At 42.8% G+C, this 25,532-nt stretch carries 23 protein-coding genes; 5 read left to right on the forward strand and 18 right to left on the reverse strand.

The window, feature by feature from the left end; all coding sequences use genetic code 11:
- Positions 1-163: 163 nt before the first annotated feature.
- From AC58P5_RS02095 to AC58P5_RS02110, 4 genes are all read right to left on the reverse strand, one after another.
- Positions 164-1,306: a WD40 repeat domain-containing protein gene (locus tag AC58P5_RS02095; protein ID WP_497384271.1), complete on the reverse strand. Its 1,143-nt coding sequence runs from the start codon at positions 1,304-1,306 to the stop codon at positions 164-166.
- Entirely contained in the window at positions 1,299-2,768 is a 1,470-nt protein-coding gene (locus AC58P5_RS02100) for an ATP-binding protein (protein ID WP_497384272.1), read from the reverse strand. Before AC58P5_RS02100 ends, AC58P5_RS02095 begins: the two co-directional genes overlap by 8 nt.
- Positions 2,769-2,770: 2 nt before the next feature.
- On the reverse strand, positions 2,771-3,469 hold the full coding sequence (locus AC58P5_RS02105) for a response regulator (RefSeq protein WP_497384274.1): 699 nt from the start codon (positions 3,467-3,469) through the stop codon (positions 2,771-2,773).
- Positions 3,470-4,191: 722 nt separating this feature from the next.
- Positions 4,192-4,845 (reverse strand): M48 family metallopeptidase, encoded by a 654-nt coding sequence (locus AC58P5_RS02110; RefSeq protein ID WP_497386012.1) that lies wholly within the window; start codon positions 4,843-4,845, stop codon positions 4,192-4,194.
- A gap of 367 nt (positions 4,846-5,212) precedes the next feature.
- Here AC58P5_RS02110 and AC58P5_RS02115 point away from each other — a divergent pair, with 367 nt between their 5' ends.
- Positions 5,213-6,700: a carbohydrate binding domain-containing protein gene (locus tag AC58P5_RS02115; protein ID WP_497384275.1), complete on the forward strand. Its 1,488-nt coding sequence runs from the start codon at positions 5,213-5,215 to the stop codon at positions 6,698-6,700.
- Between the two features lie 24 nt (positions 6,701-6,724).
- Here the strand turns inward: AC58P5_RS02115 and AC58P5_RS02120 are convergent, their stop codons facing one another.
- The 8 genes from AC58P5_RS02120 to AC58P5_RS02155 all read right to left on the reverse strand — a co-directional run bounded on the left by AC58P5_RS02120 (position 6,725) and on the right by AC58P5_RS02155 (position 12,776).
- Positions 6,725-7,276, reverse strand: a complete 552-nt coding sequence (locus AC58P5_RS02120; protein WP_497384276.1) for a MarR family winged helix-turn-helix transcriptional regulator — start codon at positions 7,274-7,276, stop codon at positions 6,725-6,727.
- A gap of 377 nt (positions 7,277-7,653) precedes the next feature.
- The gene (locus tag AC58P5_RS02125) at positions 7,654-8,856 is read right to left on the reverse strand and encodes an MFS transporter (RefSeq protein ID WP_497384277.1); all 1,203 of its coding nucleotides are present in this window, start codon (positions 8,854-8,856) and stop codon (positions 7,654-7,656) included.
- Positions 8,857-8,880: 24 nt separating this feature from the next.
- Entirely contained in the window at positions 8,881-9,585 is a 705-nt protein-coding gene (locus tag AC58P5_RS02130) for a TetR/AcrR family transcriptional regulator (RefSeq protein ID WP_497384278.1), read from the reverse strand.
- A gap of 166 nt (positions 9,586-9,751) precedes the next feature.
- Complete coding sequence (locus tag AC58P5_RS02135) at positions 9,752-10,186, reverse strand: hypothetical protein (protein WP_497384280.1); 435 nt, start codon at positions 10,184-10,186, stop codon at positions 9,752-9,754.
- A gap of 11 nt (positions 10,187-10,197) precedes the next feature.
- Positions 10,198-11,235, reverse strand: coding sequence for an IS1595 family transposase (locus AC58P5_RS02140; protein WP_497384281.1), 1,038 nt, complete (start codon positions 11,233-11,235; stop codon positions 10,198-10,200).
- 170 nt (positions 11,236-11,405) lie between these two features.
- A complete protein-coding gene (locus AC58P5_RS02145; RefSeq protein ID WP_009674461.1) occupies positions 11,406-11,627 on the reverse strand; it encodes a helix-turn-helix domain-containing protein in 222 nt (73 codons plus the stop codon).
- A 10-nt stretch (positions 11,628-11,637) separates the two neighbouring features.
- Positions 11,638-12,120 carry a DUF2975 domain-containing protein gene (locus AC58P5_RS02150; RefSeq protein ID WP_497384282.1) on the reverse strand — a complete coding sequence of 161 codons (483 nt, stop codon included), beginning with the start codon at positions 12,118-12,120 and terminating at the stop codon, positions 11,638-11,640.
- Between the two features lie 227 nt (positions 12,121-12,347).
- Positions 12,348-12,776, reverse strand: a complete 429-nt coding sequence (locus AC58P5_RS02155; protein WP_497384284.1) for a MarR family winged helix-turn-helix transcriptional regulator — start codon at positions 12,774-12,776, stop codon at positions 12,348-12,350.
- 159 nt (positions 12,777-12,935) lie between these two features.
- On the opposite strand from AC58P5_RS02155, the gene AC58P5_RS02160 reads away from it, so the two are divergent.
- Positions 12,936-14,243 carry an amidohydrolase family protein gene (locus AC58P5_RS02160; protein WP_497384285.1) on the forward strand — a complete coding sequence of 436 codons (1,308 nt, stop codon included), beginning with the start codon at positions 12,936-12,938 and terminating at the stop codon, positions 14,241-14,243.
- A 57-nt stretch (positions 14,244-14,300) separates the two neighbouring features.
- Here AC58P5_RS02160 and AC58P5_RS02165 read toward each other — a convergent pair whose 3' ends face one another.
- Positions 14,301-15,188: a LysR family transcriptional regulator gene (locus AC58P5_RS02165; RefSeq protein ID WP_497384286.1), complete on the reverse strand. Its 888-nt coding sequence runs from the start codon at positions 15,186-15,188 to the stop codon at positions 14,301-14,303.
- 113 nt (positions 15,189-15,301) lie between these two features.
- On the opposite strand from AC58P5_RS02165, the gene AC58P5_RS02170 reads away from it, so the two are divergent.
- The 3 genes from AC58P5_RS02170 (at position 15,302) to AC58P5_RS02180 (ending at position 19,661) form a co-directional block, all read left to right on the forward strand.
- The gene (locus AC58P5_RS02170; RefSeq protein WP_497384287.1) at positions 15,302-16,687 is read left to right on the forward strand and encodes an MFS transporter; all 1,386 of its coding nucleotides are present in this window, start codon (positions 15,302-15,304) and stop codon (positions 16,685-16,687) included.
- Positions 16,688-16,970: 283 nt separating this feature from the next.
- Positions 16,971-19,025: a serine hydrolase domain-containing protein gene (locus AC58P5_RS02175; RefSeq protein ID WP_497384288.1), complete on the forward strand. Its 2,055-nt coding sequence runs from the start codon at positions 16,971-16,973 to the stop codon at positions 19,023-19,025.
- A gap of 351 nt (positions 19,026-19,376) precedes the next feature.
- On the forward strand, positions 19,377-19,661 hold the full coding sequence (locus tag AC58P5_RS02180) for a hypothetical protein (protein ID WP_497384290.1): 285 nt from the start codon (positions 19,377-19,379) through the stop codon (positions 19,659-19,661).
- Between the two features lie 269 nt (positions 19,662-19,930).
- On the opposite strand, the gene AC58P5_RS02185 is transcribed toward AC58P5_RS02180, so the two are convergent.
- From AC58P5_RS02185 to AC58P5_RS02205, 5 genes are all read right to left on the reverse strand, one after another.
- Positions 19,931-20,902, reverse strand: coding sequence for an alpha/beta fold hydrolase (locus tag AC58P5_RS02185; RefSeq protein WP_497384291.1), 972 nt, complete (start codon positions 20,900-20,902; stop codon positions 19,931-19,933).
- 128 nt (positions 20,903-21,030) lie between these two features.
- A complete protein-coding gene (locus tag AC58P5_RS02190; protein WP_497384292.1) occupies positions 21,031-22,020 on the reverse strand; it encodes an alpha/beta hydrolase in 990 nt (329 codons plus the stop codon).
- Between the two features lie 115 nt (positions 22,021-22,135).
- Positions 22,136-23,146: an alpha/beta fold hydrolase gene (locus AC58P5_RS02195; RefSeq protein WP_497384294.1), complete on the reverse strand. Its 1,011-nt coding sequence runs from the start codon at positions 23,144-23,146 to the stop codon at positions 22,136-22,138.
- Between the two features lie 205 nt (positions 23,147-23,351).
- Entirely contained in the window at positions 23,352-24,719 is a 1,368-nt protein-coding gene (locus AC58P5_RS02200; RefSeq protein ID WP_497384295.1) for a sensor histidine kinase, read from the reverse strand.
- Positions 24,716-25,390: a response regulator transcription factor gene (locus AC58P5_RS02205; RefSeq protein ID WP_497384296.1), complete on the reverse strand. Its 675-nt coding sequence runs from the start codon at positions 25,388-25,390 to the stop codon at positions 24,716-24,718. Before AC58P5_RS02205 ends, AC58P5_RS02200 begins: the two co-directional genes overlap by 4 nt.
- Positions 25,391-25,532 lie beyond the last annotated feature (142 nt).

The following is a 25,532-nucleotide window of genomic DNA, read 5'->3' on the forward strand; positions in this document are numbered from 1 at the left end:
TCTGTATATGGGCTATATCTCTTTAATTAATATATTCTGTGGATGTCGCCAAAGTTTGATCAAGATGTAAACAATTTGTCACAACTGATACATGCTTGTTGACAAAAAAAACCACTCTTGTTACGAATCATGCACGTAACAAGGGTGGTTGGATGAAGTCACACTATTCAAGTTCGATGATGAATGAAGGGCTTTTTGAGTAGTCATTTTGAATGATATTTGAATTCGCAAATGCTTTGGGCCCTTGAATGAACAGACTTGTATTTTCCGAATTCCATTTCATATTCATCGGGATAATACCGTGGTAAACGGGCTTGTTGTACAGTACATTTCTCCCTTGCATTTTGCCGACATAGACAACATCTTCATCTTGCAGTGAATAGGCAATAAATTTTTTGTCTTGGGAAAATTCATAAGCATACACTTTTTCCAAAATAACCGAAAGCTCTCCGTTTCGCAGATCGTATTCGTACAGCGTGCCGTCCCTTCCCAGAAAAGCAAACTGATCGTTCCCGATCCAGGTAACCTGATTTTCACCAATTTGGCGTTTATACTTGGTCTCAAAGTGACCATCTACCAGTTTGCCAAGCACAATGGTTCTCTTGCCCGGTTGATCGGACCCATACAGCGTAATCAATGCACTTCGGCCATCATTGGATACGTGAACGCTAAGCAGTGTGTCGTCTTCCCCGAATTCGTTTAATGCGAAGGGTTTGGAAGCCCCTGATTTCGTGTCAGATACCCGCAGGCTGTTCTTGTTGCTATCAACCGGGTCCAGTATCAAACAACTTATATATTGGCTGTTCTCTGACCAGGACATGTCCTGCAAGAACTTCTGACCGCTGGTGCTGAACCTGTCGATCTCCGTTTCTTTAATATCCTTCAGTGAAATGACCTTCAAGCTTGTCTCTTTTCTGGACATGATCATTTCAGCAACGTGTTTACCGTCCGGCGAGAGCAATATTCGAGAATTATTCATGTTAATAGCCGTAATGTTTTCGCCTTGTTCAAACGGATGGGCCAACCGTTTTAACATGAAACGTTCGGGCAGGTCCGCAGTCTTAAATGAACCAACGATCGAGTCGGTTGAGGACCAGCCCAACCAATGGCCCGTATCAGCATTTTCATCTGGCAGGCGATAGATCTTTTTGACCTGAACTGGACTTGATTCCTGTGGGGCTTGCTCCATCTCTTCGTTGTCGGTTATAACAATGGTTTCGCTTAGTAATCCGGTACTGCAGCCTGACAACAGAAGGAGGAGCAGAAAAAGAATCCATAACATCCATCCACCATATTTTTTAGCCATGAGATTTCTCTCCCTCAGTCAATTGCAGACTGTTAAATTCGATGGTTACAGTAGTATGGTTATCTTGGCTGACGATGGAAATCGAACCCTCCAATTCATCAACAATGGACTTGACGATACTTAAACCCAGTCCGACGCTGCCCTCTTCCGAATGTTTGGGGTGAACCAAGTAGAATGGTTCAAACAGTTTGGACAGTTGATCTGTATCTATAGGATCACTTTCATTGTTAATCGTGAAACGAGTTTTTCCATTGGTCTGAAGACCCTCTACCGTTATTTCGGAGAAAGCCCAACTGTATTTGATAGCATTGTCCAGCAAGTTAATAAAGAGTTGGCGCACTCTGTCTTTCTCGGCCAATACGTATAATTCGTTCTCAATATTTACCGTAATGCTTTTTTTATATCGCCCTGCACGAATGGCCATCGATTCACAAACATCCCGAAGGACAGATCCTGCTTCAATTTTTTCCAACTCGTAAGTCGTCGCTTGACGCCGCGAGACCTCAAGCAACTTCAATACCATCGTATGCAGACGCTTGGTCTCTTCGATGATGTGATTGGTGCCCTTTTCAAAAAACTTCGGATCACGCTCACCGTTGGCCTTGATTAACTCGGCAAATCCTAGGATTGAGGTTAACGGGGTTTTAAGTTCATGGGTAATGTTGTCGTAGAAACGTTTTTCCTGCTCATGAAGCTCTTTGAGTTGGTCTCGATCCTTTCGGATGATGCTAATCTGCTTGCTGATTTGATCAATCATGTCATTGAAGTTCTCAGCCAGCCGGCCGATTTCGTCCTTTCGTTTAAATCGGATGCGAACGTCCAAATTTCCGTTTTTAACCTCAGAGGAGGCTCGGGCAAGTTTGCCAAGCGGAAGCGTGATATGCCTGGATAGAATGTATGAAAAAAGAAAAGCTGCAGCGAAAATCGCCAACGTAATGTAGAGCGTAATATCCAAAATTCGAATACTTTGTTGGTACAGCAGGGTGAAATCTTTAGAAAATCGCAAAATGCCGATCTTGGACCCATCAATGACAACGGGATAAGAAAACAAAACGGATGTCTGATTCTCATCATAACGAATGTTATAAGCTGTCTTGCCGCCAATTGCTTTTTCCAAATCGTTTTTCTCAGGTTGTAAGAAGGCGGATCTGTCCGAAGCAAAAAGTAAATCGCCATTCACCGTATATACGCCGACGCTATTTCCAGTGGCATGATTCAGGTTTTTCCCCAGTTCCTCCGCCATCTCTCCGAAATACAGTTCATTATTCGAAAAGTGATTGATCAGGAACGCTTGTCGGACGTAAACGTTGCTGTTGTTTTTCAGCCCGATCAACTCGGTCGTAATCAGATTTTGATTGCTTGTTCGAATGAACTCCTTCACTGTTTGACTCAGCACGATAAAAGAAATGGAGAAGATTAATAGAAATCCTAGCAGGAATTTAAGGCTGATTCTAAGTATCATGCTTAATCACCTGTTTTCTTAAACTTGTATCCGATCCCAAATACCGTCGTAATGCATTCCGTTCCTTCGAGTTTTTTACGAAGTCGTTGGATGTGCGTATCAACTGTGCGGGTATCCCCTACAAAATGATATCCCCATACCACGTCGAGCAATTCGGAACGCGCAAAGGTTCTCCCTGGATTTCTGACCAGTGTCATGAGCAGATCATATTCTTTGGGAGTTAGTTCAACGGTTTGATTGTTTTTTTTCACATATCGTTCACCGACATTGATTTCAACATTGTGAAAACGAATTACTTCTTCATCTAAACCGTTTTTATCCCCGTGATTTGCTTGCTCAACTCGGCGAAGAATCGTCCGGATTCTAGCAACAACTTCACGCAGGTCGAACGGCTTCGTTATATAGTCGTCTGCACCAAATTCAAGACCTAGGATTTTATCGGTGATATCGGACTTCGCAGTAATCATGAAAATCGGTATGTTATAGTTTGCTGTTACCTTTTTACATATATCCAGTCCACTTTGATCAGGCAACATCCAGTCAAGCAGCAGAAGGTCAGGTTTAAACTTCTGCAGTTCGCTCATTCCCGCTGCTCCATTTGAAGCTGATCGCGTCTGAAATCCCTCCTTGGTAAGGCCGTACGAAAGCAAATCACCAATCGCATTATCATCTTCAATAATTAGTATTTTTGCATTATTCACAGTATTCTCCGCCTCTTTTCTTACTGATGCTTGCAATGTTCACTGCATGCTTATTAATGTTAACGATTCGTGTAGAATTAATCAAATCAATATGAATAGGCCTCGGCAAACGAAGTAAGTTCTTGTCCTATGCGTTGAATCCGGTTATTTGTATTGCAAAAGAAAAAAGTCGCAATTTTCGCAACTTCGCTAAAAGATGCATATATATTCTAAGGCGATTTTTTACTGACCGGATCCCCATTAGATTGGTAATGGGTAATGGGCTGGGGCAAGAATATCGGTCATTATTTCACTACCATTCTTATTCCTAATGGATATATGAAAGAAGACACGATTTTATATTTATCGAGACTTCGTATATTATTCGATTTGTGATCTTCTCGTGTAGCCCCGAGTATATGTTTGAGCCCATGTTGTATTTCATGATTAAGTTCAGCATCAACTCAGAACAATTTAACTTTTCGTTTTCATCTTACTTCTGATTTACGATGCTCATAAGCCAGAACAATATATGATCTGAAACACTCGACGAGAAATAAAATCCTGAAGCGCATCACGCCCTGTTACAGGCATCATTTCCCACCACTTTTAACAAGAACATGTATATCGTTAAAACAAAAAAAGCCGCAGCTGCGCGACTTTTAGGTATTTATGTTTTGTCAATCGACACATCTTGTCCTTAACATTTATTTATGACCGGATCATCAACCTACGCCGGTGGTTTACAAGGTCATGGCATGACCATATCTCGCGAGGAACGCTTCCTTCGCTTTGTAATCCTTCATCACGCTTCCGACGCGCCGCCAGAAGGATCGGTCATGATTCATATGCAGGAGATGACAAAGCTCATGAATAACCACGTAATCGATAACCTCCATGGGCGCCATTGCCAGGCGGTAATTGAAGGTGAGATGCTTCGCCGAATTACAGCTGCCCCATTTCGTTCGGGACTCCTCGATGGTGAAGGATTTAGGCGTGACCTTCAGCTGCTTCTGGTAGATTTTAATGCGCTCCCCGATCACTTTCTTGCAGCTCGTGAAGTAGAACTTCTTCAGATCTTGTTGAAGCTCTTCTTCGGTACGTCCAGTCGTCTCGATTAGCTCATGAAGCGGATAATACTGGCCAAGATGAAGAAACTTGCCTGCCTCCTCGTATTCTCTGAATTTCTGAGGTGTGCGGGCAGCCTCAATCGCTTGCAATTGTTTCAAAATTTTACTCTCCTGCTGTTTTACGGCGTTCATCACTACAGCATCATCCGTATGATTTGGTGCCTTTACCGTAACAAGTCCTGAAGAGTGGATATGGAGTGACAGTTTTTTCCGTGGACCGTATTCCACATGAATTTCTATGTGCTGTTGGCCGAGTTCAATTTTCATCATCAACATCGTTTCTATTAGTTTTTTGGAGACAAACCATTCTTCGGTAAAATGTTTCGTTAAAAAGGTAAGCTACATATCGTCAACTTTACTTTATGGCTATCATTATAACATTGGACCGCAATTTCACCACTGCAGCAAAAACAGGTGTTACAGAAAATAATGGGTCATCTATCTACAACAAAAAGCAATCAGATTACCATTAAATTAGCGATATGCTATTTTCAGGATCGTTTTTCGGATTCGAAACTTGCAACGCTAACTGTCTATTAACCGTCTATAAACCGGCTTATATGTACTATTAAATGCAGACATGATACCATAAATATGTTTTTATACCATTCTATGTGAAAAAGGAGTTGTGTTTATGAAAAAGGTTATGAACGCAGGTTTGTCGGTTTTTATGGCATTTTCCCTCCTTATAAGCTTTTCGGGAATGGCGTCAATCGGACATGCAGCGGGTAACCATTTACTGCTGAATCATGAGTCCGACAGCGGATTGGCTGAAGGGTCCGATTTGGGCCCATCTGCTTTGAATTACAGTGATAATCTAATCGCTAACCCGGGATTTGAAAATGATTTGGCAAGTTGGACCAACTGGGGAAATACCGCCGCCGTCTCATCTCCGGCATTTGCAGGAGTAAAAGCGGCACGGGTCTCCGCCGGTGAAGGGGGCGCGGGGCAAATCATTTCCGGAATATCGGCTGGAGCAGCATATGTCTTGTCCGGACACGGCAGTGTAAGTGCTCCTACGGATTCAGCCATTCTCGGAGTAGATTGTTTAGACACCAATAACAATGTGCTGGCCAAGTTTACTTTGAAATTTAATCAAACGCTCTACGAATTCAAATCAACCGCTTTTACGACCGTACCCGGTACCGCCAAACTGCAAGTATACATTTATAAAAATGCCGATAGCGGGGCAAACGCCTATTTGGATGATCTTAGTCTAAAAGCCAGAAGTGGTGTTCAAACGATAAATAAGGATGTCAAAGCCATGTGGGTTTGGCAGGAGACCACTTCCGTGCTGCAGGATTCAGCGGAACGTTCGGCATTATTCCAATTTGCTCAAGACAAAGGGGTTAACGTTCTTCTTCTTTCCATAAACGATACCCATTTGACCACATATAACCCGCAGCTTAAGCAATTTATCTCTCAAGCACATGCCAAAGGGATACGGGTGGAAGCGGTAAGCGGCGCTAAAGAATGGGGACTGACAGAAAAGCATTCGGAAGGGCTGGAAAGAATAACCGATGTCATTACCTTCAACAGCAGTGCGGCATCTAACGAAAAATTCGACGGCGTACATCAAGACATTGAAATTTACCTGAATAAAGAAAAATGGGCCAGTAACAAAACCGACTTGATGAAGCAGGCGCTTGCCTATATCGATAAAGCCACGGCACTTATGAGCGGAACCGGAATGACATACGCTCAAGATATTCCGAGATGGTATGACGGTTCGGAGTACACGGTCACATATAACGGCAGCGATAAAGGGTTTTACAAGCATCTGATCGACCGGCTGGATTGGGTTGGACTTATGGACTACACGGATCGATATTCCGATGGTCAATGGCAAGCCGTCCGGGATGCCCAGAACGAAATCGACTATGCGACGCAGGTTGGCAAAAAAATTTGTGTGGGACTTGAAACGATTGATCCCGTAACGGCGGGCGGGGACAGCGCGACATTTTACGAAGAAGGTTTGGATGATCTGGATCGTGCACTGGCCGCATTGAAAGCATCCTACGACGGACATGCCGGCTTTGGGGGCGTCGCGGTGCACAGCTATGGCAAGCAAAAAGGAAACGCCTACTATTCTCTGCCGGTTAAAGCAGTGAATCATTATTAGTCCGTTACCCTAAACGAAGGGCACTCATTTCTCGTCATTTTCATCCGCAAGCAAACTCCGGATATAAAATTCCTGTTGTTTAAGCATATAATCCGAAGATGTTCTCAGCAGCTCGGCAAAGAGCTGGCTTTTCTCCTCCCCTAGATGTTCAACGAGACCGACGAACATATTGAGGCGGGCTTCATTAATGTGTTGGATATACGTTTTGCCTTTATCCGAAAGCCGGATTCTGACAACCCGCCGATCCGCGGGATCGGCGTGACGCTCGACAAGTTCCTGTTCTTCCAGACTGTTGATATGCTGGGTTACCGTTGGCGAAGTGACGGAAATTATTGATCTATGATTTCCTTGCGGTTTTATATCGTGCTGCGATGGTGTGAAAGACTTCCTTGGGCTCCCAAGGCATGCCGGGGTAAGCAACGCCGCAGCTTTCTGGCAGCACCCGTACAACCCCGTATGAAGCTCGGTCAAAATCACGACGGGATCTTCATCGTACGGCAAGTTGTGGCTAGCAAAGGTGCACCAGAAGGCCGTGTCGACTCCGGCTTCTTCGAGTGTGTGAATGCAGATAGTCAACCGAGTGGTTACTTAATCCTTAGACAACATGTTGTTTAGGGATTTTTTTTCGTTTCAAAGCGCTTTTTATCCATGGACTTTAAGACGGCCGATTTCGGGAATGACTCCACTGTTTGTCTGGCCGTCGTGTATTTAATCCTGTAAATCTTTAACCCTATTAACTACTAATTCTCCCCTTGCGCACTGTATCTTGCTGAGACGATTGATTCGACAGTGCTTCCCAAAAAGCTTCGCCCTTGGCAAGATCCGCTTTGTTAAGTCGAGAGGGAGATCGAACAGCAGCTAGACGGCGTTGTTCTTCTGAAATTTCCAGGTTAATATGAGACGCCGGTTTTCCAGCGTCATTTTTCTGGGAGTAATCGAAGATGTTCCTCCTGTTATTGTGCCAAGCTGCTAGCTGATTGTTTTTCTTTCCACATCATCGTGATGACAAGACCAATAAACATAATGACGGCAGCAAAGAGATACGGATAGTTGATGTTTACATCAAATAATATACCGCCTAACGCGGGCCCGAAGATATTGCCCAGGCTTGTATAGGTTGAGTTCATTCCAGCGATAAATCCTTGTTCTTTTTCGGCAGTTTTTGATAAATAGGTCGTTAATGCCGGCCGCAGCAAGTCAAATGCGAGAAAAATAAAGCAAGTTATCAGCAAACTCGCTATATAGCTAGAGATCAGGGTAGATGCTACCGCTAATCCTACGCCGGAAATTAAGCATATCTGGATGAGTTTCTTTTCACCGAGTTTATCTACCATTGTACCAAACATAAAGACCTGAACTACAACCCCGAAGATGGAGCTTATTGTAATAATGCCGGCAATATCTCCTGGCGTGAAACCGAATTTATGATCGGAATACAGACTAAATACAGTTTCATATGCCGATAAACCAAAGGCCAGTACAAACACAATAATAAAGGCAATCATGTATAGCGGATGCAGGGATCGTTTGAGATCACTTACAAAATTGGTATCTTTTTTAAGCTGAGTGATTTCCAATAGCTGTTGTTTGGTTTGTGGCTCTTTTAAAATAAATAAGGATGAAATACAGGTTAGTAATGCGAATCCAGCAGCAAAGTAGAATGGAGCACGCACACCCAGCTCAGCGATAAAACCGCCGATACCCGGTCCGATAATAAAACCGATGCTAATGGCGGCAGAAATATAGCCCATCGCTTTCGGCCTTTCCTCTACTGAGGTGATATCTGCAACAAAGGCAGTTACGGCAGGCATAATAAACGCACCACTAATGCCCCCTAGAATTCGGGATAAATAAAGCACGGATACATGGGTACCTAAACCAAAGATCACCTCGGATACACTAAAGAGGAATAAGCCGATTATGATCATTTTTTTCCTGCCATAGAAGTCAATCCATCGTCCTGCCAGGGGAGACATGAGTAATTGTGCGAACGAAAATGCCGCTATAAGATAGCCCATCGTTTGGCCTGATAAATGCATCATATTCATAAAGGATGGCATAACAGGGATGATAAGTCCGATTCCTAGAAAAACAATGAATATATTACTTAATAGGATGAGTAAGACTGTTTTTTGTTCTTTCAATGGTTTCTTCATGAAGCAGTACCTCTCTCTGTAAATTCATAGCTGTGAAATACCTCTCCAAAATACGGTCCATGAGGCATTTAGTTTATCGTTTAAGCGTTTTTCATTATTTCCATAGGCAAGCTCTAGCATGATCGAATCAACTATACCTAAGAAGGCAAGAGTCGGGATGGAGGCTGTATCTTCCATGATGACTTTGGCATCGATCCAAGCTTGAAATTTGTTTTCCAATACGGTTTGAATCTTTTTTTCCGTATCGAATACTTCTTCATTAATCGCTGCTGCCAGATGGAGAGGCGGAAAAAAAGACATACGCAGCCAAAACTTTAACTGCTCGCTCTGTTGAAACAAATCAATGACCAATTTCAAATAGCCTAATAAATCTGCTTTTGGGTTTTGGGTATCCACTTTACTCAAATAGTTTAGTTTCGATGAAATTTCCGTCTCTTTGGCATCTTGTAAAACTTGTAGAAACAGATCATCTTTCCCTTTGAAATGAGCATAGAGAGACTGTTTTTTCATACCGACATTCTCGGCAATTTGAGATAGAGATGCTCCCTCATACCCATGAATTGCGAAAAATTTTAAAGCGATATCTTTAATCTCTTTACTTTTCAATAGTATCACCTCGATAATTAACGAACGTTCGTCAGTTATTTTATCAAATATAAATTTTTCATGCAAATGTAAGTTGCTTTTGATAAAAAAACGCCTAACTTTGTGGAATTTGTAGGACTCCACACGAGGCTGCCTCATCTATTTCTACACAAAAAAACCTGTCGTCTCGACAGGTTTTTTTGTGCGGCGCCAAGAACATGGAGCGCCTCCTTTCTGTTAGGCTATGTTAAATATTAATGTTGATATTCTTAGATATGAAAGACCTTCAAATACGAAGGTCTTTCTGAAATTATGGTTTTATAATATTTCTCAATTCTTGTGTTATTTCATCGGATGTGAAATACACTCTATCTTCGTGACCAATATAGAAAAATGCACTTTGTTCTCCATCTTCACCTAAATAGAACTGTAATAAATAATTACCGCCTTCATCGTCAGTAATTAACAAATCATAATTAACACCTTCCAGTTTTATTTTCTCTCTTTTAGCAGTTAAGAAAGCATTTTTGAAAGTATCCAATTCTTTCGAGTCCTCGAAAGTTGCAAAGAATTCATCATCGAGTTTACCAAAAACAGTTGTTTTGGAAATAGAGATTTCTTTTATATCGCTAACATCATCCATCAACATTTCATTATTCGATTGACACCCTGTTAAAACCAAAACAAAGAAAAGTGATGTTAAAATTCCGATTAAAAACTTCGATTTAATTATAATTACCCCCAAAATTTTCTACTCTATACTTCAGACGTTCTCAATGAATGATAAGTTTCATTAATTGGCAACAAGCAACTCTCTATAATCATTTTACTTATAGAATCGTTATCGCTTCGATGTTTCACAATATCTAAGAATTGGAACCAACTCAAATAATGGTCGAGGTATTTTGTAGCCACGCCATTGAATCGTTGTATCCAACCCTTCAAACGGCTGTGATAATTGTTGACATTTTGAATATGATAAATCCCCTTTACTCGCTCAACTCCATCTGATTTGAAGCGGTAATGCTCTAAACCTTTGCTTTTTGCATAGGTTGAAAAGGCTCTCCAAGCATCTGTACATAGTGTATTGTCGGAAGATAGTTTAGACCCTATGGCTTTGTCCAATTGAGTTTTTATAAGTCGCCCCCTGCCAATGACACTTGAATAAGTAGCTTTTTGGCGGTCTCTTGCAATGAGAACACATACCTGTTCGTGACTAATACCTCTAAACTTTGAAGAACCGCCTCGTTTTCGAGGTTTTCTACCTTCAATACCCCGTTTCCCTTTTTCAGAGTATAGGAAATACGTTTCATCCATCTCTACGATGCCTGAAAATGTGTTAAAATCCATTTGTTTAAGAGCAGATAATAACTTGTGTCTCCAATAGAATAAGGTAACGTAATGAATATCTCCAATAAGTTCAGACGATTTACGCAGACAATAGCCTTCTAACATACATTTAATGAAATCTAACCATTTGTGAGGCTTGTGAGTGCGATAAAGAGGGGTAGCGGTTACATCGGTAAAAGTTTTTTGACAATCTTTACAACGGTATCGTTGGCGTTCAACTTCTTTAAGACCGAGTTTCACCATATACTTATCAAAAAGCACAACTTGTTTAGAATCGCAATGCACACAAGTATAGCCATCTTTATTTTTTCGTTCAGTTACTTCTTGAAAAACTGGTTTACTTGCAGTAAATGACGCAAGTGAATTGATAAAGAATTCTTTTAAACGATGCTGTTCTGCTGGATTCAACTTCTTAATTTCTTCTATTAATTCCCTTAACGTCATTTCGACCCCTCCAAACAATCATTATTTAATATAATATAGATCGTATGTTCGTATTAATCAAATATCAACAGAGTTAATTAACATAGCCTTCTGTTAAAGAAGTCCGGAAGAGCGCTGTCTACCGGCTCCAACCCTACTCCGCGCGGTTATTATACGGTCGAATGTTCATTCTATCCTTGAGCGTCTTCGTCCATTTTGTATTCCAGAATATCTCCGGGCTGACAATCCAGAGCCTTGCAAATCGCCTCTAAAGTCGATAATCGGACCGCTTTGGCCTTCCCGTTCTTCAATATGGAAAGGTTAGCCATCGTGATTCCAACTCTCTCCGAAAGTTCTGTTACGCTCATTTTTCTTTTAGCCAGCATCACGTCAATATTGATTATTATCGCCATGTTATTCACCTCAGACCGTCAAATCATTTTCAGATTTTATATCGATTGCCTCTTTTAAAAGCTTTTGGAGAACAGCCGCAAAAACGGCGACCACCAGGGAAGCAAAGATCAGGACCATTCCGATGACGATAAAACCCGGAGCGTCGTCTTTCTCTGCCATAAGATAGAAGAGCGGCATGCCTGCGACATACAAACCGCCGAAAATGACGGCACAGGTTTTTATAATCTTCAATGCCTGTACGGATAACTCCGAGAAAGCTTTGTTCTTGTCAATGTAGCTTAAAAGTTTGAAAGCCTGATACAGGGCAAAGTAAAAGGGCAGCGCCGTTGCATACAAGTCAATCCATAGGAGATATTTCAAGTAAGTATGTTCCGGATACAATTCCGCTGCAAAATTCGCAATTCCGGGCACCAGAAAAATACACATGGCAAGAACCGGGATTCCGATAAGAATAAGAGCTACCTTTAAAAAGAGAGTTGTTCCTCGTTCCATAACGCACCTCGCTTAGTTATTGTTCACATTGAACTTAACATAAAATTTATCGTAAAACAATATATTTTATTTGAATAATAATATGTTTAGATTGTTTTGTACATTCTTCTTAATTTTGCGCAAAAATAAAAAGCACTTCTCTTGGCAAAGAAATGCTTTATAACTAAGCACTATTCGATTAATGACCGGATTAGCTTACACCGGCTTTGAATGCAATGACAGCGCCATTAAAAGCGGTCATTAATTTTGATCAACAATTCCTTTAAAATCCGCTTCTCTTCTTCGCTAAGGGTTTGAACGATCTCGTCCTCCACCTTCTGGAAGGAGTCATTAAAGGCTTCAATCAATTCAACGGCTTTCGGCAAAGCATAAATATTTTTCTGCCGTTCATTATTGGCGGGGATTTTTCGTTCGATGAATCCTTTCTTCTCCAGGCCTTGAAGCATGCTAGTAATGCTCGCCCCGCGCAGATGAAATCGATCGGCTAGATCCTTTTGGATTAAATTATTTTCCTGGTTCCGGTAAATATAGTCAATTATTTTTCCTTGCTGCGCGCTTAACCCCAATTCTTTTATGCTTTCATCCGCTTTTTTCTTTAACTTGAGGCCAATAACCTGAAATAATTCCAGATAAGGCGTATCCTTGTGAGATTTCATGATTGTACCTCCCCAAAATGTTAGAAGGCTAACTTTTAACAGTTAAACTATACGAAAATTATTTTCACTTGTCAAACGGAAACTTAATTGGTTGACTGTTAGAATTCTAACTGTTATAGTTCAAATTGTTCCACACACTACAAGAGGAGGAATAACGAAATGAAAAATAGCGCTCAAAACTCTTCGTCAGAAAAAATTACGGTGATTACAAACGCACGTATTTTCGATGGGGAAAAACTTATCGATTCAAGCCATGTTGTCATCAAAAGGGAAACTATTATTGCGGTTGGTGGAGATCTTCCGGCACATGCAACCATCCTGGATGCAAAAAATGCGACATTAATGCCGGGCTTAATTGATGCGCATGTTCACACTTCCATTGGCGGATTACGGGATGCTTTGAAATTCGGCGTTACGACAGAACTCGAAATGAACGGCGATTTTACGGGAAGAGGACGTGCGATACAGTTGAAGAATGTGGTTGATATCGCCGATGTCCGTTCTGCCGGCACAGCGATCACCGCTCCCGGTGGTCATCCGGATGAATTATTGCCGGATGGGGATGAAATCCCTGAGTTCGTTTTAAAAGAATTGGAGAAGTTATCGAAGGAAGACCGGGAAGCTATGCTGGCCGCTTACGCTCACGATCACGAAGAAATTCCCCAAGTGACGACTGTGGAAGAAGCGGTCAAACATGTGCATACCCAAGCGGAAAACGGTGCCGACTATATTAAAATCATGATCGAAGAAGGAACGGTTATGGGGGCACCCGGTCTGCCTGTATTAAGTGACGAGATTCTAAGAACAGCCGTGGAAGAAGCCCATAAGCTCGATAAAATCGTCATAGCCCACGTTTTGACCGCTCATTCTTCGCAAACCGCCATCGATATTGGAGTAGACGGATTGGGCCACTTGTTCATCGACAGACCCGAAAACACATCCGATTTAGTGAAATCGATAGCCGAATCAGGCGCGTTTGTGACACCGTGCTTGGTGCTGAACTCATCCATTCTTGGGAATCCGGCATCGGAATTGGCGAATGATCCGCGTGTGTATTCCAAATTAAGTCCGGAATGGATTGATATTTTGAACTCCAGCTTCAATACTTTCCCCCAAGGCAATATGGAGAATAGCTATAAGAACGTGATGGATCTTCACCGTGCCGGAGTGGATATTCTGGTCGGAACGGATGTCTCCCCTGTTCCCGTTCCGAATCTTGGCGGCCTCGCACATGGCGCCAGCGTACATCATGAAATGCAACTGCTGGTTATGGCCGGGTTCACTCCTATAGAAGCGCTTCAGTCCGCTACCTCAAAACCGGCCCGTCGCTTTGGTCTTAACGATCGCGGGCGTATTGCCGAAGGTGCACGCGCCGACCTTATACTGGTAAAAGGCGACCCGACAACCGATATTACGGATACCTTGTCGATCGAAGCCGTATGGTTCAAAGGTGTGCAGCAGCTATAGCCCCATCCATTGCGACAGGCACTCTACTGAAGAGTGCCCTGTTTTTTTGTTCCACATCTATAAGATCTGTTCGGATAGCGCCTCGAAATATTCCCCAACGACCTTACGGAATTCCAGAGCAGTCCGCGAAATGTACCGGCTCCTGTGCCATAATAAAGCGATCTCCCGTACTAATTGGTGGTCCTCTACTTGGAGATAATGGATATGTTCACGTGAATTCCTTGCCGTACTTGGTAGGAAAGCTATGCCAATTTCGGCTTCCACCAGAGCGCTTAGCCTTGCGGGTTCATCTCCCTCATACACATATTTAGGTGCAAATCCAACCGAGCTGCACATAGAGTCGACTAGATCGCGAGTGCCATAGCCTCGCTTTACCCCGACAAACCATTCATCCCTTAATTCTGTCAAGGATACGCTGCTTCGGCCTGCCAGGCGATGCCCCTTTGGAACAGCGACAAGGATCGGATCGATGTAAACGATTTGACACTCAATATCTTCCCCTTGTATCGGAGGTGAAGACAAGCAGAAATCGATCTCTCCTCTATGAAGAAGCGTAACCATTTCCTGCGTCGTCAGCATTTGTACATGAAATTGGATCTGAGGCCGCTTCTTCCGAAACTCCCGAAGGATATGGGGTAATGTGCTTGCGGTAGTCACGGCCAATTCGAGTGTGCCAGGTTCCGGGCTGGCTAGGTCCCTCATCTCCTGCTTCCCCTGTTCCAATTCAAACAAAGCCCTTTCCGCTCGGCGGAGGAATCTGCTTCCGAATTCATTCAATCGCAGTTTCCTCCCTGTTCGATCGAATAGAGGGACCCCCAGATTCTCCTCCAGCCGTTGAATGGTTTTGCTCAGCGACGATTGAGTCACGTGCAGACTCCGTGCGGCTTCGGTCATATGTTCCAACCGAGCTACCGCGAGAAAATATTGCAATTGAAGAAGTTCCATTTCCTAACCTCCGTTCATTCCTTCAAGTCTATGAAATCATAACATGAAATGCGTTGGAGTAAATATCTTATTTCAAGTAGGCTATCATTAAAACACTTTGGAGGGACTCTAAAATGAATGCCCGCAGTTGGTGGTTGATGATTTCCGTTGGTCTAGGGATACTGCTCAACCCATTAAATTCTTCAATGGTTTCTGTTGCTATTCCAAGTCTGCAAAATGTGTTCCAACTTGACTTTACAGGTGTTTCCTGGATTATTTTTGTTTTCTACATTGCAAGTAGCATCGCTCAACCTGTCATGGGAAAGGCCAGTGATTTATTCGGTCGCAGAAAGATATTTCTTACCGGACTTATTGTAGCCTTTGCAGCGTCATTATTAGCCCCCCTATCGCTAAACTTTGGGTGGCTCATCGTGTTCCGCATCCTACAATCCGTTGGAACAAGCATGACGGTTGCGGTTGGAATGGCCCTAGTTCGAATCCATATTACCGAGAAACAAGCGACTACACTGTCTGTTTTGTCCATATTCCTATCCGGAGCGGCAGCAATCGGCCCCTTTATTGGCGGGGTCCTGATTCATTGGTGGAACTGGCCCGCTATCTTTTTCGTCAATATTCCGTTTGTGGTAGCTAGCTTTCTATTGGCTTGGAGGACTATTCCTAAGGATGAACCGCCAACGTCCGCTGCACGAGGCATGTCCTTTCGTAAATGGTGTGAATGGATGGATGTGTCAGGGATTCTGCTCTTCACAGCGGGCCTGATTGCTTTGCTCGTTGGATTACTCTCAGTAAAATCATATGGGCATTTCTCATTAGAAACGATCATTGTCGTGCTGATAGGCCTCGCTGCGCTGGGGGCATTCGTGAGACATGAGTTAAAAACAACATCACCCTTCATTCCTTTACGAACATTCGCCAACTATCGTGAGATGACTTGGGTCAATGTCCAATTCATGCTTGTCAATGTACTTTTTTACTCGCTCTTTTTCGGGCTTCCGTCCTACCTGCAACTGGTACGACATGTCAGCGAGTTCCATACGGGGATTCTCATGCTAAGCTTAGGCTTATGCTCGCTAGTTGCTTCTCCGCTGGCAGGACGATGGATAGACAAATCAGGGCCAAGGCCGGCATTGATTGTATCCTCAATTTTGATGACATTTGGGTCCGTGTGGATCGTGACATTGAATCCGGCGACACCGGTTACCAGCGTGTGTTTCGCCTTGGCTGCATTCGGTATCAGCAACGGGTTAAACAGTGTCGGCATGCAAGCGGCCCTGTTCAAAAGTTCACCGAAAGAAATCATCGGTGTAGCATCCGGATTGTTTAATACATCCAGATACTTGGGCACCATTCTCTCTTCCTTGTTGATAGGGAGCGTCATGGGAGGTAAGTTCAACTTCGAGGGCTTTCGAGCGCTAGGGATTATCCTAACGGTAATTGCTTTATTCTTGGTTTTTCTGAGCAGTCGGCGCCGGGGTTCAGAGCAATTGCAAGAGTCGTAGCTTGTGCGAATCCTATGTTTACAAGCTCGGTTCCGTTGGAACGCTGAGCCAAAGAGTATGATCGAACGTCTACATGTTAACATCCGGCTATTGGAGTATCCGTCAACCAGGTTGTCTCCCTGCACATGAAAGATCCGCCCTTTATAACGGATAATCCTTAGACAAAATGTTGTTTAAGGATTATTTTTTTCGTTTCAGGGTGATTTTTTATAAAACAGCCTTCTCCCTTGTATGATCATTTCAGCTAGTAAATTCTAGTATTACTTACAAGGAGGATTTATTTATGAAGAAAATGGTTTCGGTATTCATAACTGCTATGCTGCTAACTATTCCGGTCACCTCTGCTTTTGCTCAAACGAATCATGATCCTGTAAAAGAAAAAGCAAAAGAGCTTGCGTCGAAGATCGTGTCCGGTTATGGCGCAAGCGGGATACAGTATGCCATTAGGGATCACGGATCTATCGTTTTATCCGACAGTGCCGGTGTGTCCGATAAAGCTAACAAGCAGCCGATCACCAAAAACACCATGTTTGGCATTGGCTCGGTAAGTAAGGTGTATGTTACCGCTGCAGCGATGATGTTAGCCGATTCTAAGAAAATGGAACTCGATAAACCGCTGACCACGTATATCAAGGAATTTAAAATGGCGGATGAACGATACCACAAGATTACACCGCGCATGCTAATGAATCATTCTTCAGGACTTTACGGCAGCCATTATGGCAACGGTGCGATGTTCGATGACAATGATACGAGAAATCATGATGAATTGCTGGGAAAGTTAAAATCAGAACATTTAAAGTCAAACCCGGGCGAATTTTCGGTGTATTGCAATGACGGCTTTCAACTGCTTGAACTCTTGGTTGAACGCGTAAGCGGGTTAAGCTACAGCAAATTCCTCGAAACTCATATAAGCAAGCCTCTCCAATTAAGCTCTACTAAAACACCACTCGATTCATTTGACAGGAACAGGCTCGCAAAAACTTATCATCCTGGGATGGAACAGGCTTTACCGGTTGAGAATACAAATGTCCTCGGGACAGGAGGCCTTTACTCCACAGCCGAAGAATTAAGCAAGTTCGGTGAAGTCCTAATCGGCAATCGAACCGATATTTTATCCGAGAAGTCGGCAAAGGCCATGCAAAGTCAAGAGTATCTGAATGGTGTGTGGGTCCCCGAAGAGACCAACACCATTAATTATGGTCTTGGTTGGGATGCCGTCCGTTTAGCGCCCTTTGATGATTACGGAATAACGGCATTATCCAAAGGCGGTGATTCGCAAACGTATCACGCTGTCCTGACTACCCTGCCGGAATATGATATTTCCATCGCTGTGCTTTCGTCGGGAGCAACTTCTATCCACCATACTGTTTTTGCATCGAATGTTTTATTGGAATATGCCAAAGCCAAGGGGATCATTAAAGAGATTTTGCCTGAGAAGACATTCCAACCGGCCGTGAAAGTGGCTATGCCATCGGATTTGCAGGCTTATTCCGGGTTCTACGGTTCCGTAGGTAAAACGTTAAATCTGGAGATTAAGAACGGAGAGATTGATTTGCCCGCTCTGCAAGGCGGATTCATACCGGCTCAAAAATATGTCTATACGGGCAGCGGACAATTCAAAAACAACGATGGGAATCTGACCCTGAGCTTTGACCAAGCGAAAAATGGGAAAACCTATTTAAAGCTTAACGCTTATTTGAATTTTCCCGGAATAGGTCAAATCGTCATGGTAAACTATGATTTTCAAAAATTAGACCCTAACCCGCTCAATCAGACGACTAAAAAAGTATGGGAACAGAGAAACGGGAAGCAGTATTACGCTTTGGATGAAAAGATAACTTCCGTCCTTTATTTGACCCAACCGCTTTTGACCAAAGTAATAACCGTTGATACCGGTCATGGATACGCATCCGGCACTAAAATTGTCAGCGAGAATAAAGCAGTGAATGTAGCCGCTATTCCGATTATGACCGGGAGAGATGTTTTTGATTTGAATTTCTATAAAAAGAACCATAGAGAGGTTCTGACAACCAATGGACAGGCCTATATCAGTGAAGATGCGATTCTGCCCTTTTCCCAAGGAAACTCCAAAATTCGCAGCATACCATCCAACGGTCAGGCTGTCTGGTATAAAGTCGATAAAGAATCTGCCAATCGAGTGCTAACCGTCAAGGCTCCGGCAAGCGGGGGATTCGCCGTTTATGACGCGAAGGGACAGTTGGTGAACTTTTCAAAAGCAAGCAACAAGCATTCGGCCGTGCTGCCTGAAGGCGGGATGATCGTTTTTGGCGGTAACGCGAGGGATGTTTTTAAAATTGATTTGAAGAATAACTAGGTCAGCACAGCATGGAATACCAGTAAAACCAGAACAACCCGGTCATCAAATGATCGGGTTGTTCCCTATCGCCCTGCGACTGTTTGGCGCGTATCGGATCGAGAAACTTAGTTCATTGGGCTTCCTCGTCGGCCGAGGCACCGTAGATGCCCGGCACCGAGATCATGCTGGTCCTATTTCTTCCTGATGGCTATTCGAATGATAGCTTGCCTTTTTTGCTGCTCTTTGATCGCTTTCCTGTCACGCCGCTTACTATTCAATGCAATTTTTTTCTTAAGCAAGGCGCTTGACCGTTACATTAATAGAATAGATTCATAGAATAGAATATCAAATAATGGGGAGGTGATTTTCATGGCAATTCTCTTACCTCAACAATTCTACTCATTAGCTGCCAACATCGGTAAATCCTATTTTGAAAACTTGAACGGCGGCAATAATGCTACAATTACCGTTAATAATAACGGTCCAGCTCCGATCAATCTTGTCGTTACTCGTGTCAATGCACCTGTTATCACTTATGTTATCCCTCCAACAAACAGTCTTACGCTGGAAGTTGCTTTACTGCTGGTAGCCGCTCTCCAGACAGCAGCTGGAGCCGCAACCGGTACGATTCAAATTGCTACGTCTGATTTTTAATCCAAAAAGCCTCTAACTTTACCATAAAGGTAAGCTTAGAGGCTTTTATATTTTTAAGCTTAAATGGAATACCCAAGTCGCAATTGTATCCCCTTCAATTTCAAAAACATTCAATCTCCCCCTTTATTCCCATACCCAGCTAATTAAAACATAAGAAACGCCATATTGGATCTTAATTTTTGCAAGGAGTGCCCTAAGGCACTCCTTTTTGCATGGCTCAATTAGTTATATCATCGATGTGTATAGTGAAGAGATCTTTTTCAGATTACTTATTTTACTTCTTTCATAAATTCTCTAAAGTTTTCAGCGATTTCTTTGAATTTGGTATGGTGTAAATAATGGGATCCGTCCATTGTCATTACTTTTCCATGTACCGAGTCTTTTATCTGGCCTTCATGCAGAGGTATCCATCCTTTTACGCCTGTATTATTCGCTTGTATAAAGAGAAGAAGGGGAAGGTCTTTAGGGAATGTTAAGCCTTGAGCCCCTTTAAAATTAGAAGCAATATGATCCATTTCATTCAAGGTCGTGTCATTATTCATGTTTTTAAACGAAATCATTTTCATTTGTTCTACGGTTTTAGCATCAAATGCTAATGAAGCATACGGGTCAGCACCTAGATTCATCATCAATCTTAAGAGACCTGATTTTTTGAGAAATTCTAACTTTTTTAATGGGAATTCAACATCCATACCGGGCTGGGTTGGTACACTACTATCGATTCCGACAAAGGCACTCACCTCGTTTGGATATTTGTTCACATAATCCACTCCGTAAATGCCTGCAATGGAATGGCCCATTAGCGTGTAGCGGTCTATATGAAGCTGCTGTAAGGCTTCATGAATTTCACTTACAATATTTTCTGTGCTTCGCTCTTTTTCGGTTCCATCACTTAATCCATAACCGAAAGGCTCGATCGCGACAACTTTGTAAAATGGAGATAATTCATCTATAAGCAGCTTAAAATCAAGAGCCGGAGTCGCCGTTCCAAAACCGGGTAAGAGCACGACGGTTTCTTCGCCCTTTCCTTGAATCAAAACATTCATCTTTTTCCCATCGACGGTTACAGACTGACCATAGGGTTCTATTTTACTTTGCTCCGATTTGCTCGAGACCAAATTAACTATAAAAACAATGGCTAGAAAAAGGACGATTAATATAGCTATAGCTCCTAATGATTTAAGTATAATTCGAAGCGGCTTACTCATCCTCTTTTTTATTGCCTCTTCTTTTAGTTCCATACTCATCTTCTCCTGTCCAAATCTGTTTGTTGGCCTACCTTAAACGGGCCGTTATGGATAGCTTATACGACGAAGATGTACTCCTTATGACGACAATATGAACGGAATATGAACAAGTTTAGGATGACTTATTTTATTTCTTTCATAAATTCTCTAAAGTTCTCCGCGATTTCTTTGGAATGGGAACGATATAAATAATGTCCTGCTTCCAGTAGTACCACTTTTCCATATGCAGAATCTTTTATTTGCTTTTCATGCTCGGGTATCCATCGGTCCGTTGCTGGATGATTCGCTTGGATAAAGAAAATAACAGGAAGATTTTTGGGGAATGTTGAATTTTCAGCTCCTTTAAAATTAGAATACATATTTTCAATTTCATTTAATAGGTTGGAATTATACATGTTTTTGTGCATAAGAATTCTGATTTGTTCGATTGTTTGATCATCATAGGGTAGTTCAGCATATACGCCGGTATCCGGTTTCATTAGCAATCTGGTTAAACCTGATTTTTTGAGTAGGTTAACCGTTTCTATTTCTGAAGATGAAAACCTCTTCTCGCTTAGCGTTGGAACACTGCTATCGAGCCCGACAAATGCAGTCACTTCGTTTGGATACTTGTTTACATAATCGAGTCCGTAAATCCCTGAAATGGAGTGGCCCATTAGAATATAACGCTCCATATGAAGACTCTGCAGCGCTTCATGAATTTCACTCACAATATTCTCTGTGCTTCGTTCCTTTTCGGTTAGATCACTTAATCCATAACCAAAAGGTTCAACTACGACGACTTTGTAAAAGGGAGATAGCTCTTCTATTAGCGGCTTAAAATCAAGAGCTGGTGCTGCTGTTCCAAAACCAGGCAGGAGCACGACGGTTTCTTCGCCTTGTCCTTGAATGGTAACATTCATATTCTTCCCATCTGCCGCTACGTGCTGACCATAGGGCTCTAATCTTTTTTGCTCCGAATGATTGCTGATTTTATTACCTGTATAAACAACAGCTAGAAAAAGCACGATTGCTATAAGGATTGCTCCTATGATTTTAACCAAAATGTTGCGCACTTTATTAGTTCTTGTTCCATTCCTCGTTTTCATTTTCTCTTTTTGTGTCACTTTCATCTTCTCCTGTCCTCCTCTGTCTATTGGGCGTCACATGCAAGGAAGCTCGCATGTGACGCCGTAGCATGGAGAATTCGAAAATAGCGTTTAGACCATCCAAATCATACAACTTTTCTTATTTAATTCCTTCCATAAATGCCCTGAAGTTTTCAGCGATTTCTTTTGATTTGGTATGGTGTAAATAATGTGTTCCTTCAAATGTCATCACTTTCCCATGTACAGAGTCTTTTACTTGCTCTTCATGTAATGTTGACCATCCTTCAATTCCTGTACTATTCGGTTGTAAAAAGAAAATAACAGGAAGGTTTTTTGGGAATGTTAAGTTTTGAGCTGCTTTAAAATTAGGATTCCTATTTTCTATTTCATTCACAATGGTGGGATTTCTAAAGTTTTTGAAAGAAAGAATTCTCATTTGTTCTTTCGTTTCATCATCAACGGGTAGTGCAGCATATGGGTCAGCACTTAGTTTCATTATCAATCTGGCTAAACCTGATTTTTTAAGTAGTGTAATTGTTGTATTTGATATTGGAGACTCAACAACCTTATCGCCGTATTGCTTTGGAGCACTGCTATCGATCCCTACAAATGCACTCACTTCGTGTTCATATTTGTTCACATAATCTAGTCCGTAAATGCCCGAAATGGAGTGAACCATTAGAATATATCGGTCCATGTTAAGACGCTGTAAAGCTTCATGAATTTCACTCACAATATTTTCTGTGCTTCGTTCCTTATCCGTTCCATCACTTAATCCATAACCAAAAGGCTCAACCACTACGACTTTGTAAAAGGGTGATAACTCTTCTACTAGCGGTTTAAAATCAAGTGCTGGTGTTCCTGTTCCCAAACCTGGTAGTAGCACGACTGTTTCTTCGCCTTGTCCTTGAATCAAAACATTCATATTTTTCCCATCTACTGTTACAGACTGACCATACGGTTTTATTCTTCCTTCCTCTGATTTGCTACTGATCTTATCAACGACAAAAACAATGGCTAGAAAAAGTACTATTGCTATAACGAATACTGCTAATACTTTAAGTAAAATGAGAAGCCATTTTTTCATCGTACTAGCTGGTTTTTTGCCTGTTGTGTCCAAGTCTTTTTTCTTTACCTCGCTTATTTTCACTCGTATCTTCTCCTGTCGTTATCTCTATTTTGGGCAGCCTTAACAGGCCGTTAGGCAATCATATACGACAAAGATGTACTCCCCATGACGACAATATGAACTGAATATGAACATGTAAAAAATGCTGAGGCCCACATACAAGGAAGCTTGCATGTGGGCCTCAGCATGGAGAATGCGGTCTAGTGATGGATACCGATGAATCTAACTAATCTGTTGGCGAAGTGATTGGCAAGGTGACAATGAAGGTCGTTCCTTGACCAAGCTCACTTTCCACTCGAATGTCGCCTTGGTGCAGCGATACGATCTGTTTAACGATGGCAAGTCCCATCCCACTCCCGTCAACCTTGCGACTGTGGGAACGATCAGCCTTGAAAAATCGCTCAAATATACGCTTCTGGTCCTCAAAGGGTATGCCGATACCGGCATCAGATATTCGGACGGTCACGTTGTTGATATCGTGTTGAATGCTCACGTTAATCATGCCGCCATCCTCGGAAAATTTGATACTATTGCCGATAATATTCGTCCATACCTGGTTTAACAGCTCATGATCCGCCGTTACTTGAAGCGTCTTCAAATCAAGATCAAACTGTAGCCTGCGAGCAGTCCATTGCGGCTGGAGCGCCACGATAACCCGTCTGATCTGTTCATCAAGGCTAAGTGTGGTCAAACGAAGTTGCTGTGACTGCGATTCCAGCAAACTCAGCTTGAGCAGGCTATCGCTCATTTTGGACATCCGCTTCGCTTCAGCGATAATAATATCCAGATAACGGCTTCGTTCATGATCTGAGAGACCTGCTTGCTTGAGAGCTGAAGCATAACCGGATATCGAAGTGAGCGGAGACTGCACCTCGTGCGACACGTTCGTCACGAATTCCCTGCGCATCTGCTCAAGCTGCTGCAAATCGTGCATCATGTCTTCGAAGCTGCGAGCCAGCGTACCCAGCTCACTCGTTTGCTTAATATTCAGTTTGACGTTGAAATCTCCAGCTGCGATACGCCTGGTCGCTTTTGTCAGCTTTTTGATCGGTCTGACCAAGAATATAGAGGCAACCAGAATCAATAAGCTTCCTGCGATCAACGAACAGGTTGCAAAGATTATTCCCCAACTGGCGACAAAAGTGGCGGAAGGAGGGGAGAGGGTTTCCAAAAACATCGCCTTTGTATCCGTTTCTGTTTTCAACGGCAGCCCTAAGAGGACCGCAGCAATACCATTTGGCGTGGCTTGAACAACGCCGCCATCGATTACCTTTTTTAGCTGCTCCATCGTCACAGGGGCAGACTTGTGTCCGTTAAGCTTTCCGTAAGACTGGAACTGACCCGTTGCTTCGTAAATTCGAATATGATAGGAATCGAGCTGCTTCATTTCACTTACGAACAAGTCCGCTTCATGTAACGGAAGGGTTTTGTAAATCCGGACAATGTCTTGGCCAAAGTTACGTAAGTTGATTTGCGCGTTTTGGTTTAATTTATCTTCGAATATCCAAGTTGACACAAAAAAAGCAATGACCGTGCCTGCGATGACGCTGACTAGAAATGTCAGGACAACACGTATATATAAGGATCTGATCATTCGCAGACCTCAAGCCGGTAGCCAAGCCCGCGCACCGTTTCGATACGAAAATCGGGTGTAGTCGCGAATCGTTCGCGCAGGCGTTTAATATGCACGTCTACCGTTCGATCATCTCCGGCGTAATCGATCCCCCAAATTTGATCGATCAACTGCCCGCGGGTATAGACTTGTCCGGGTGTTCCGGCAAGCTTATACAGCAGTTCAAACTCCTTGAGCGGCAGCGTCAGCGACTCCGCTCCTCTCATTACCTTATAGGTCTGCCGATCAAGGATGACGTTGCCGAACTGGATCGTTTGCGTGGAGCCAATCCGGTATCGTTTCAATAATGCCTTAACACGAACTGTCAATTCCAGCGGATCGAATGGTTTCGTCAAATAATCGTCCGTCCCAAGTTCGAAACCTTTCACTTTCTCCCATGTTTCGCCTCTCGCGGTCAGCATAAGTAACGGAAGATCAGGGTTGGCCCTTCGGAGTTCCTTGCATAACGTCCAACCATCCATAATCGGCATCATAATATCGAGCACAACAAGATCAATATGCATCGAGGCATAAACGGTCAGTGCTTCCTTGCCGTCTGCCGCTTCCGCTGTTGCGAATCCTTCGTTGCGTAGAAACAAACAGACGAGTTCGCGAATGTTCGCATCGTCGTCCGCAACCAGTATAGTAGGCATCCTTTCCCTCATTCCTGTTTTCCATCCTAGATAGTAGTACATATTATTATACTATAAATAGATTGGATGTACCCTTCTCCTATTATTTCTAAAAACGGCATCGTACGTTTCATCTTCACGTTTCACGTTAAATAAAAAAACC

The organism is Paenibacillus sp. JT31N7, assembly GCF_059692095.1.

What these genes read in the sequence shown, in the direction of transcription:
- AC58P5_RS02095 (WP_497384271.1), bottom strand. Translation starts at nt 1,306, where the DNA reads ATGGCTAAAAAATATGGTGGATGGATGTTATGGATTCTTTTTCTGCTC.
- AC58P5_RS02100 (WP_497384272.1), bottom strand. Translation starts at nt 2,768, where the DNA reads ATGATACTTAGAATCAGCCTTAAATTCCTGCTAGGATTTCTATTAATC.
- AC58P5_RS02110 (WP_497386012.1), bottom strand. Translation starts at nt 4,845, where the DNA reads ATGAAAATTGAACTCGGCCAACAGCACATAGAAATTCATGTGGAATAC.
- AC58P5_RS02115 (WP_497384275.1), top strand. Translation starts at nt 5,213, where the DNA reads ATGAAAAAGGTTATGAACGCAGGTTTGTCGGTTTTTATGGCATTTTCC.
- AC58P5_RS02125 (WP_497384277.1), bottom strand. Translation starts at nt 8,856, where the DNA reads ATGAAGAAACCATTGAAAGAACAAAAAACAGTCTTACTCATCCTATTA.
- AC58P5_RS02140 (WP_497384281.1), bottom strand. Translation starts at nt 11,235, where the DNA reads ATGACGTTAAGGGAATTAATAGAAGAAATTAAGAAGTTGAATCCAGCA.
- AC58P5_RS02145 (WP_009674461.1), bottom strand. Translation starts at nt 11,627, where the DNA reads ATGGCGATAATAATCAATATTGACGTGATGCTGGCTAAAAGAAAAATG.
- AC58P5_RS02150 (WP_497384282.1), bottom strand. Translation starts at nt 12,120, where the DNA reads ATGGAACGAGGAACAACTCTCTTTTTAAAGGTAGCTCTTATTCTTATC.
- AC58P5_RS02155 (WP_497384284.1), bottom strand. Translation starts at nt 12,776, where the DNA reads ATGAAATCTCACAAGGATACGCCTTATCTGGAATTATTTCAGGTTATT.
- AC58P5_RS02160 (WP_497384285.1), top strand. Translation starts at nt 12,936, where the DNA reads ATGAAAAATAGCGCTCAAAACTCTTCGTCAGAAAAAATTACGGTGATT.
- AC58P5_RS02165 (WP_497384286.1), bottom strand. Translation starts at nt 15,188, where the DNA reads ATGGAACTTCTTCAATTGCAATATTTTCTCGCGGTAGCTCGGTTGGAA.
- AC58P5_RS02170 (WP_497384287.1), top strand. Translation starts at nt 15,302, where the DNA reads ATGAATGCCCGCAGTTGGTGGTTGATGATTTCCGTTGGTCTAGGGATA.
- AC58P5_RS02175 (WP_497384288.1), top strand. Translation starts at nt 16,971, where the DNA reads ATGAAGAAAATGGTTTCGGTATTCATAACTGCTATGCTGCTAACTATT.
- AC58P5_RS02180 (WP_497384290.1), top strand. Translation starts at nt 19,377, where the DNA reads ATGGCAATTCTCTTACCTCAACAATTCTACTCATTAGCTGCCAACATC.
- AC58P5_RS02185 (WP_497384291.1), bottom strand. Translation starts at nt 20,902, where the DNA reads ATGGAACTAAAAGAAGAGGCAATAAAAAAGAGGATGAGTAAGCCGCTT.
- AC58P5_RS02190 (WP_497384292.1), bottom strand. Translation starts at nt 22,020, where the DNA reads ATGAAAGTGACACAAAAAGAGAAAATGAAAACGAGGAATGGAACAAGA.
- AC58P5_RS02200 (WP_497384295.1), bottom strand. Translation starts at nt 24,719, where the DNA reads ATGATCAGATCCTTATATATACGTGTTGTCCTGACATTTCTAGTCAGC.
- AC58P5_RS02205 (WP_497384296.1), bottom strand. Translation starts at nt 25,390, where the DNA reads ATGCCTACTATACTGGTTGCGGACGACGATGCGAACATTCGCGAACTC.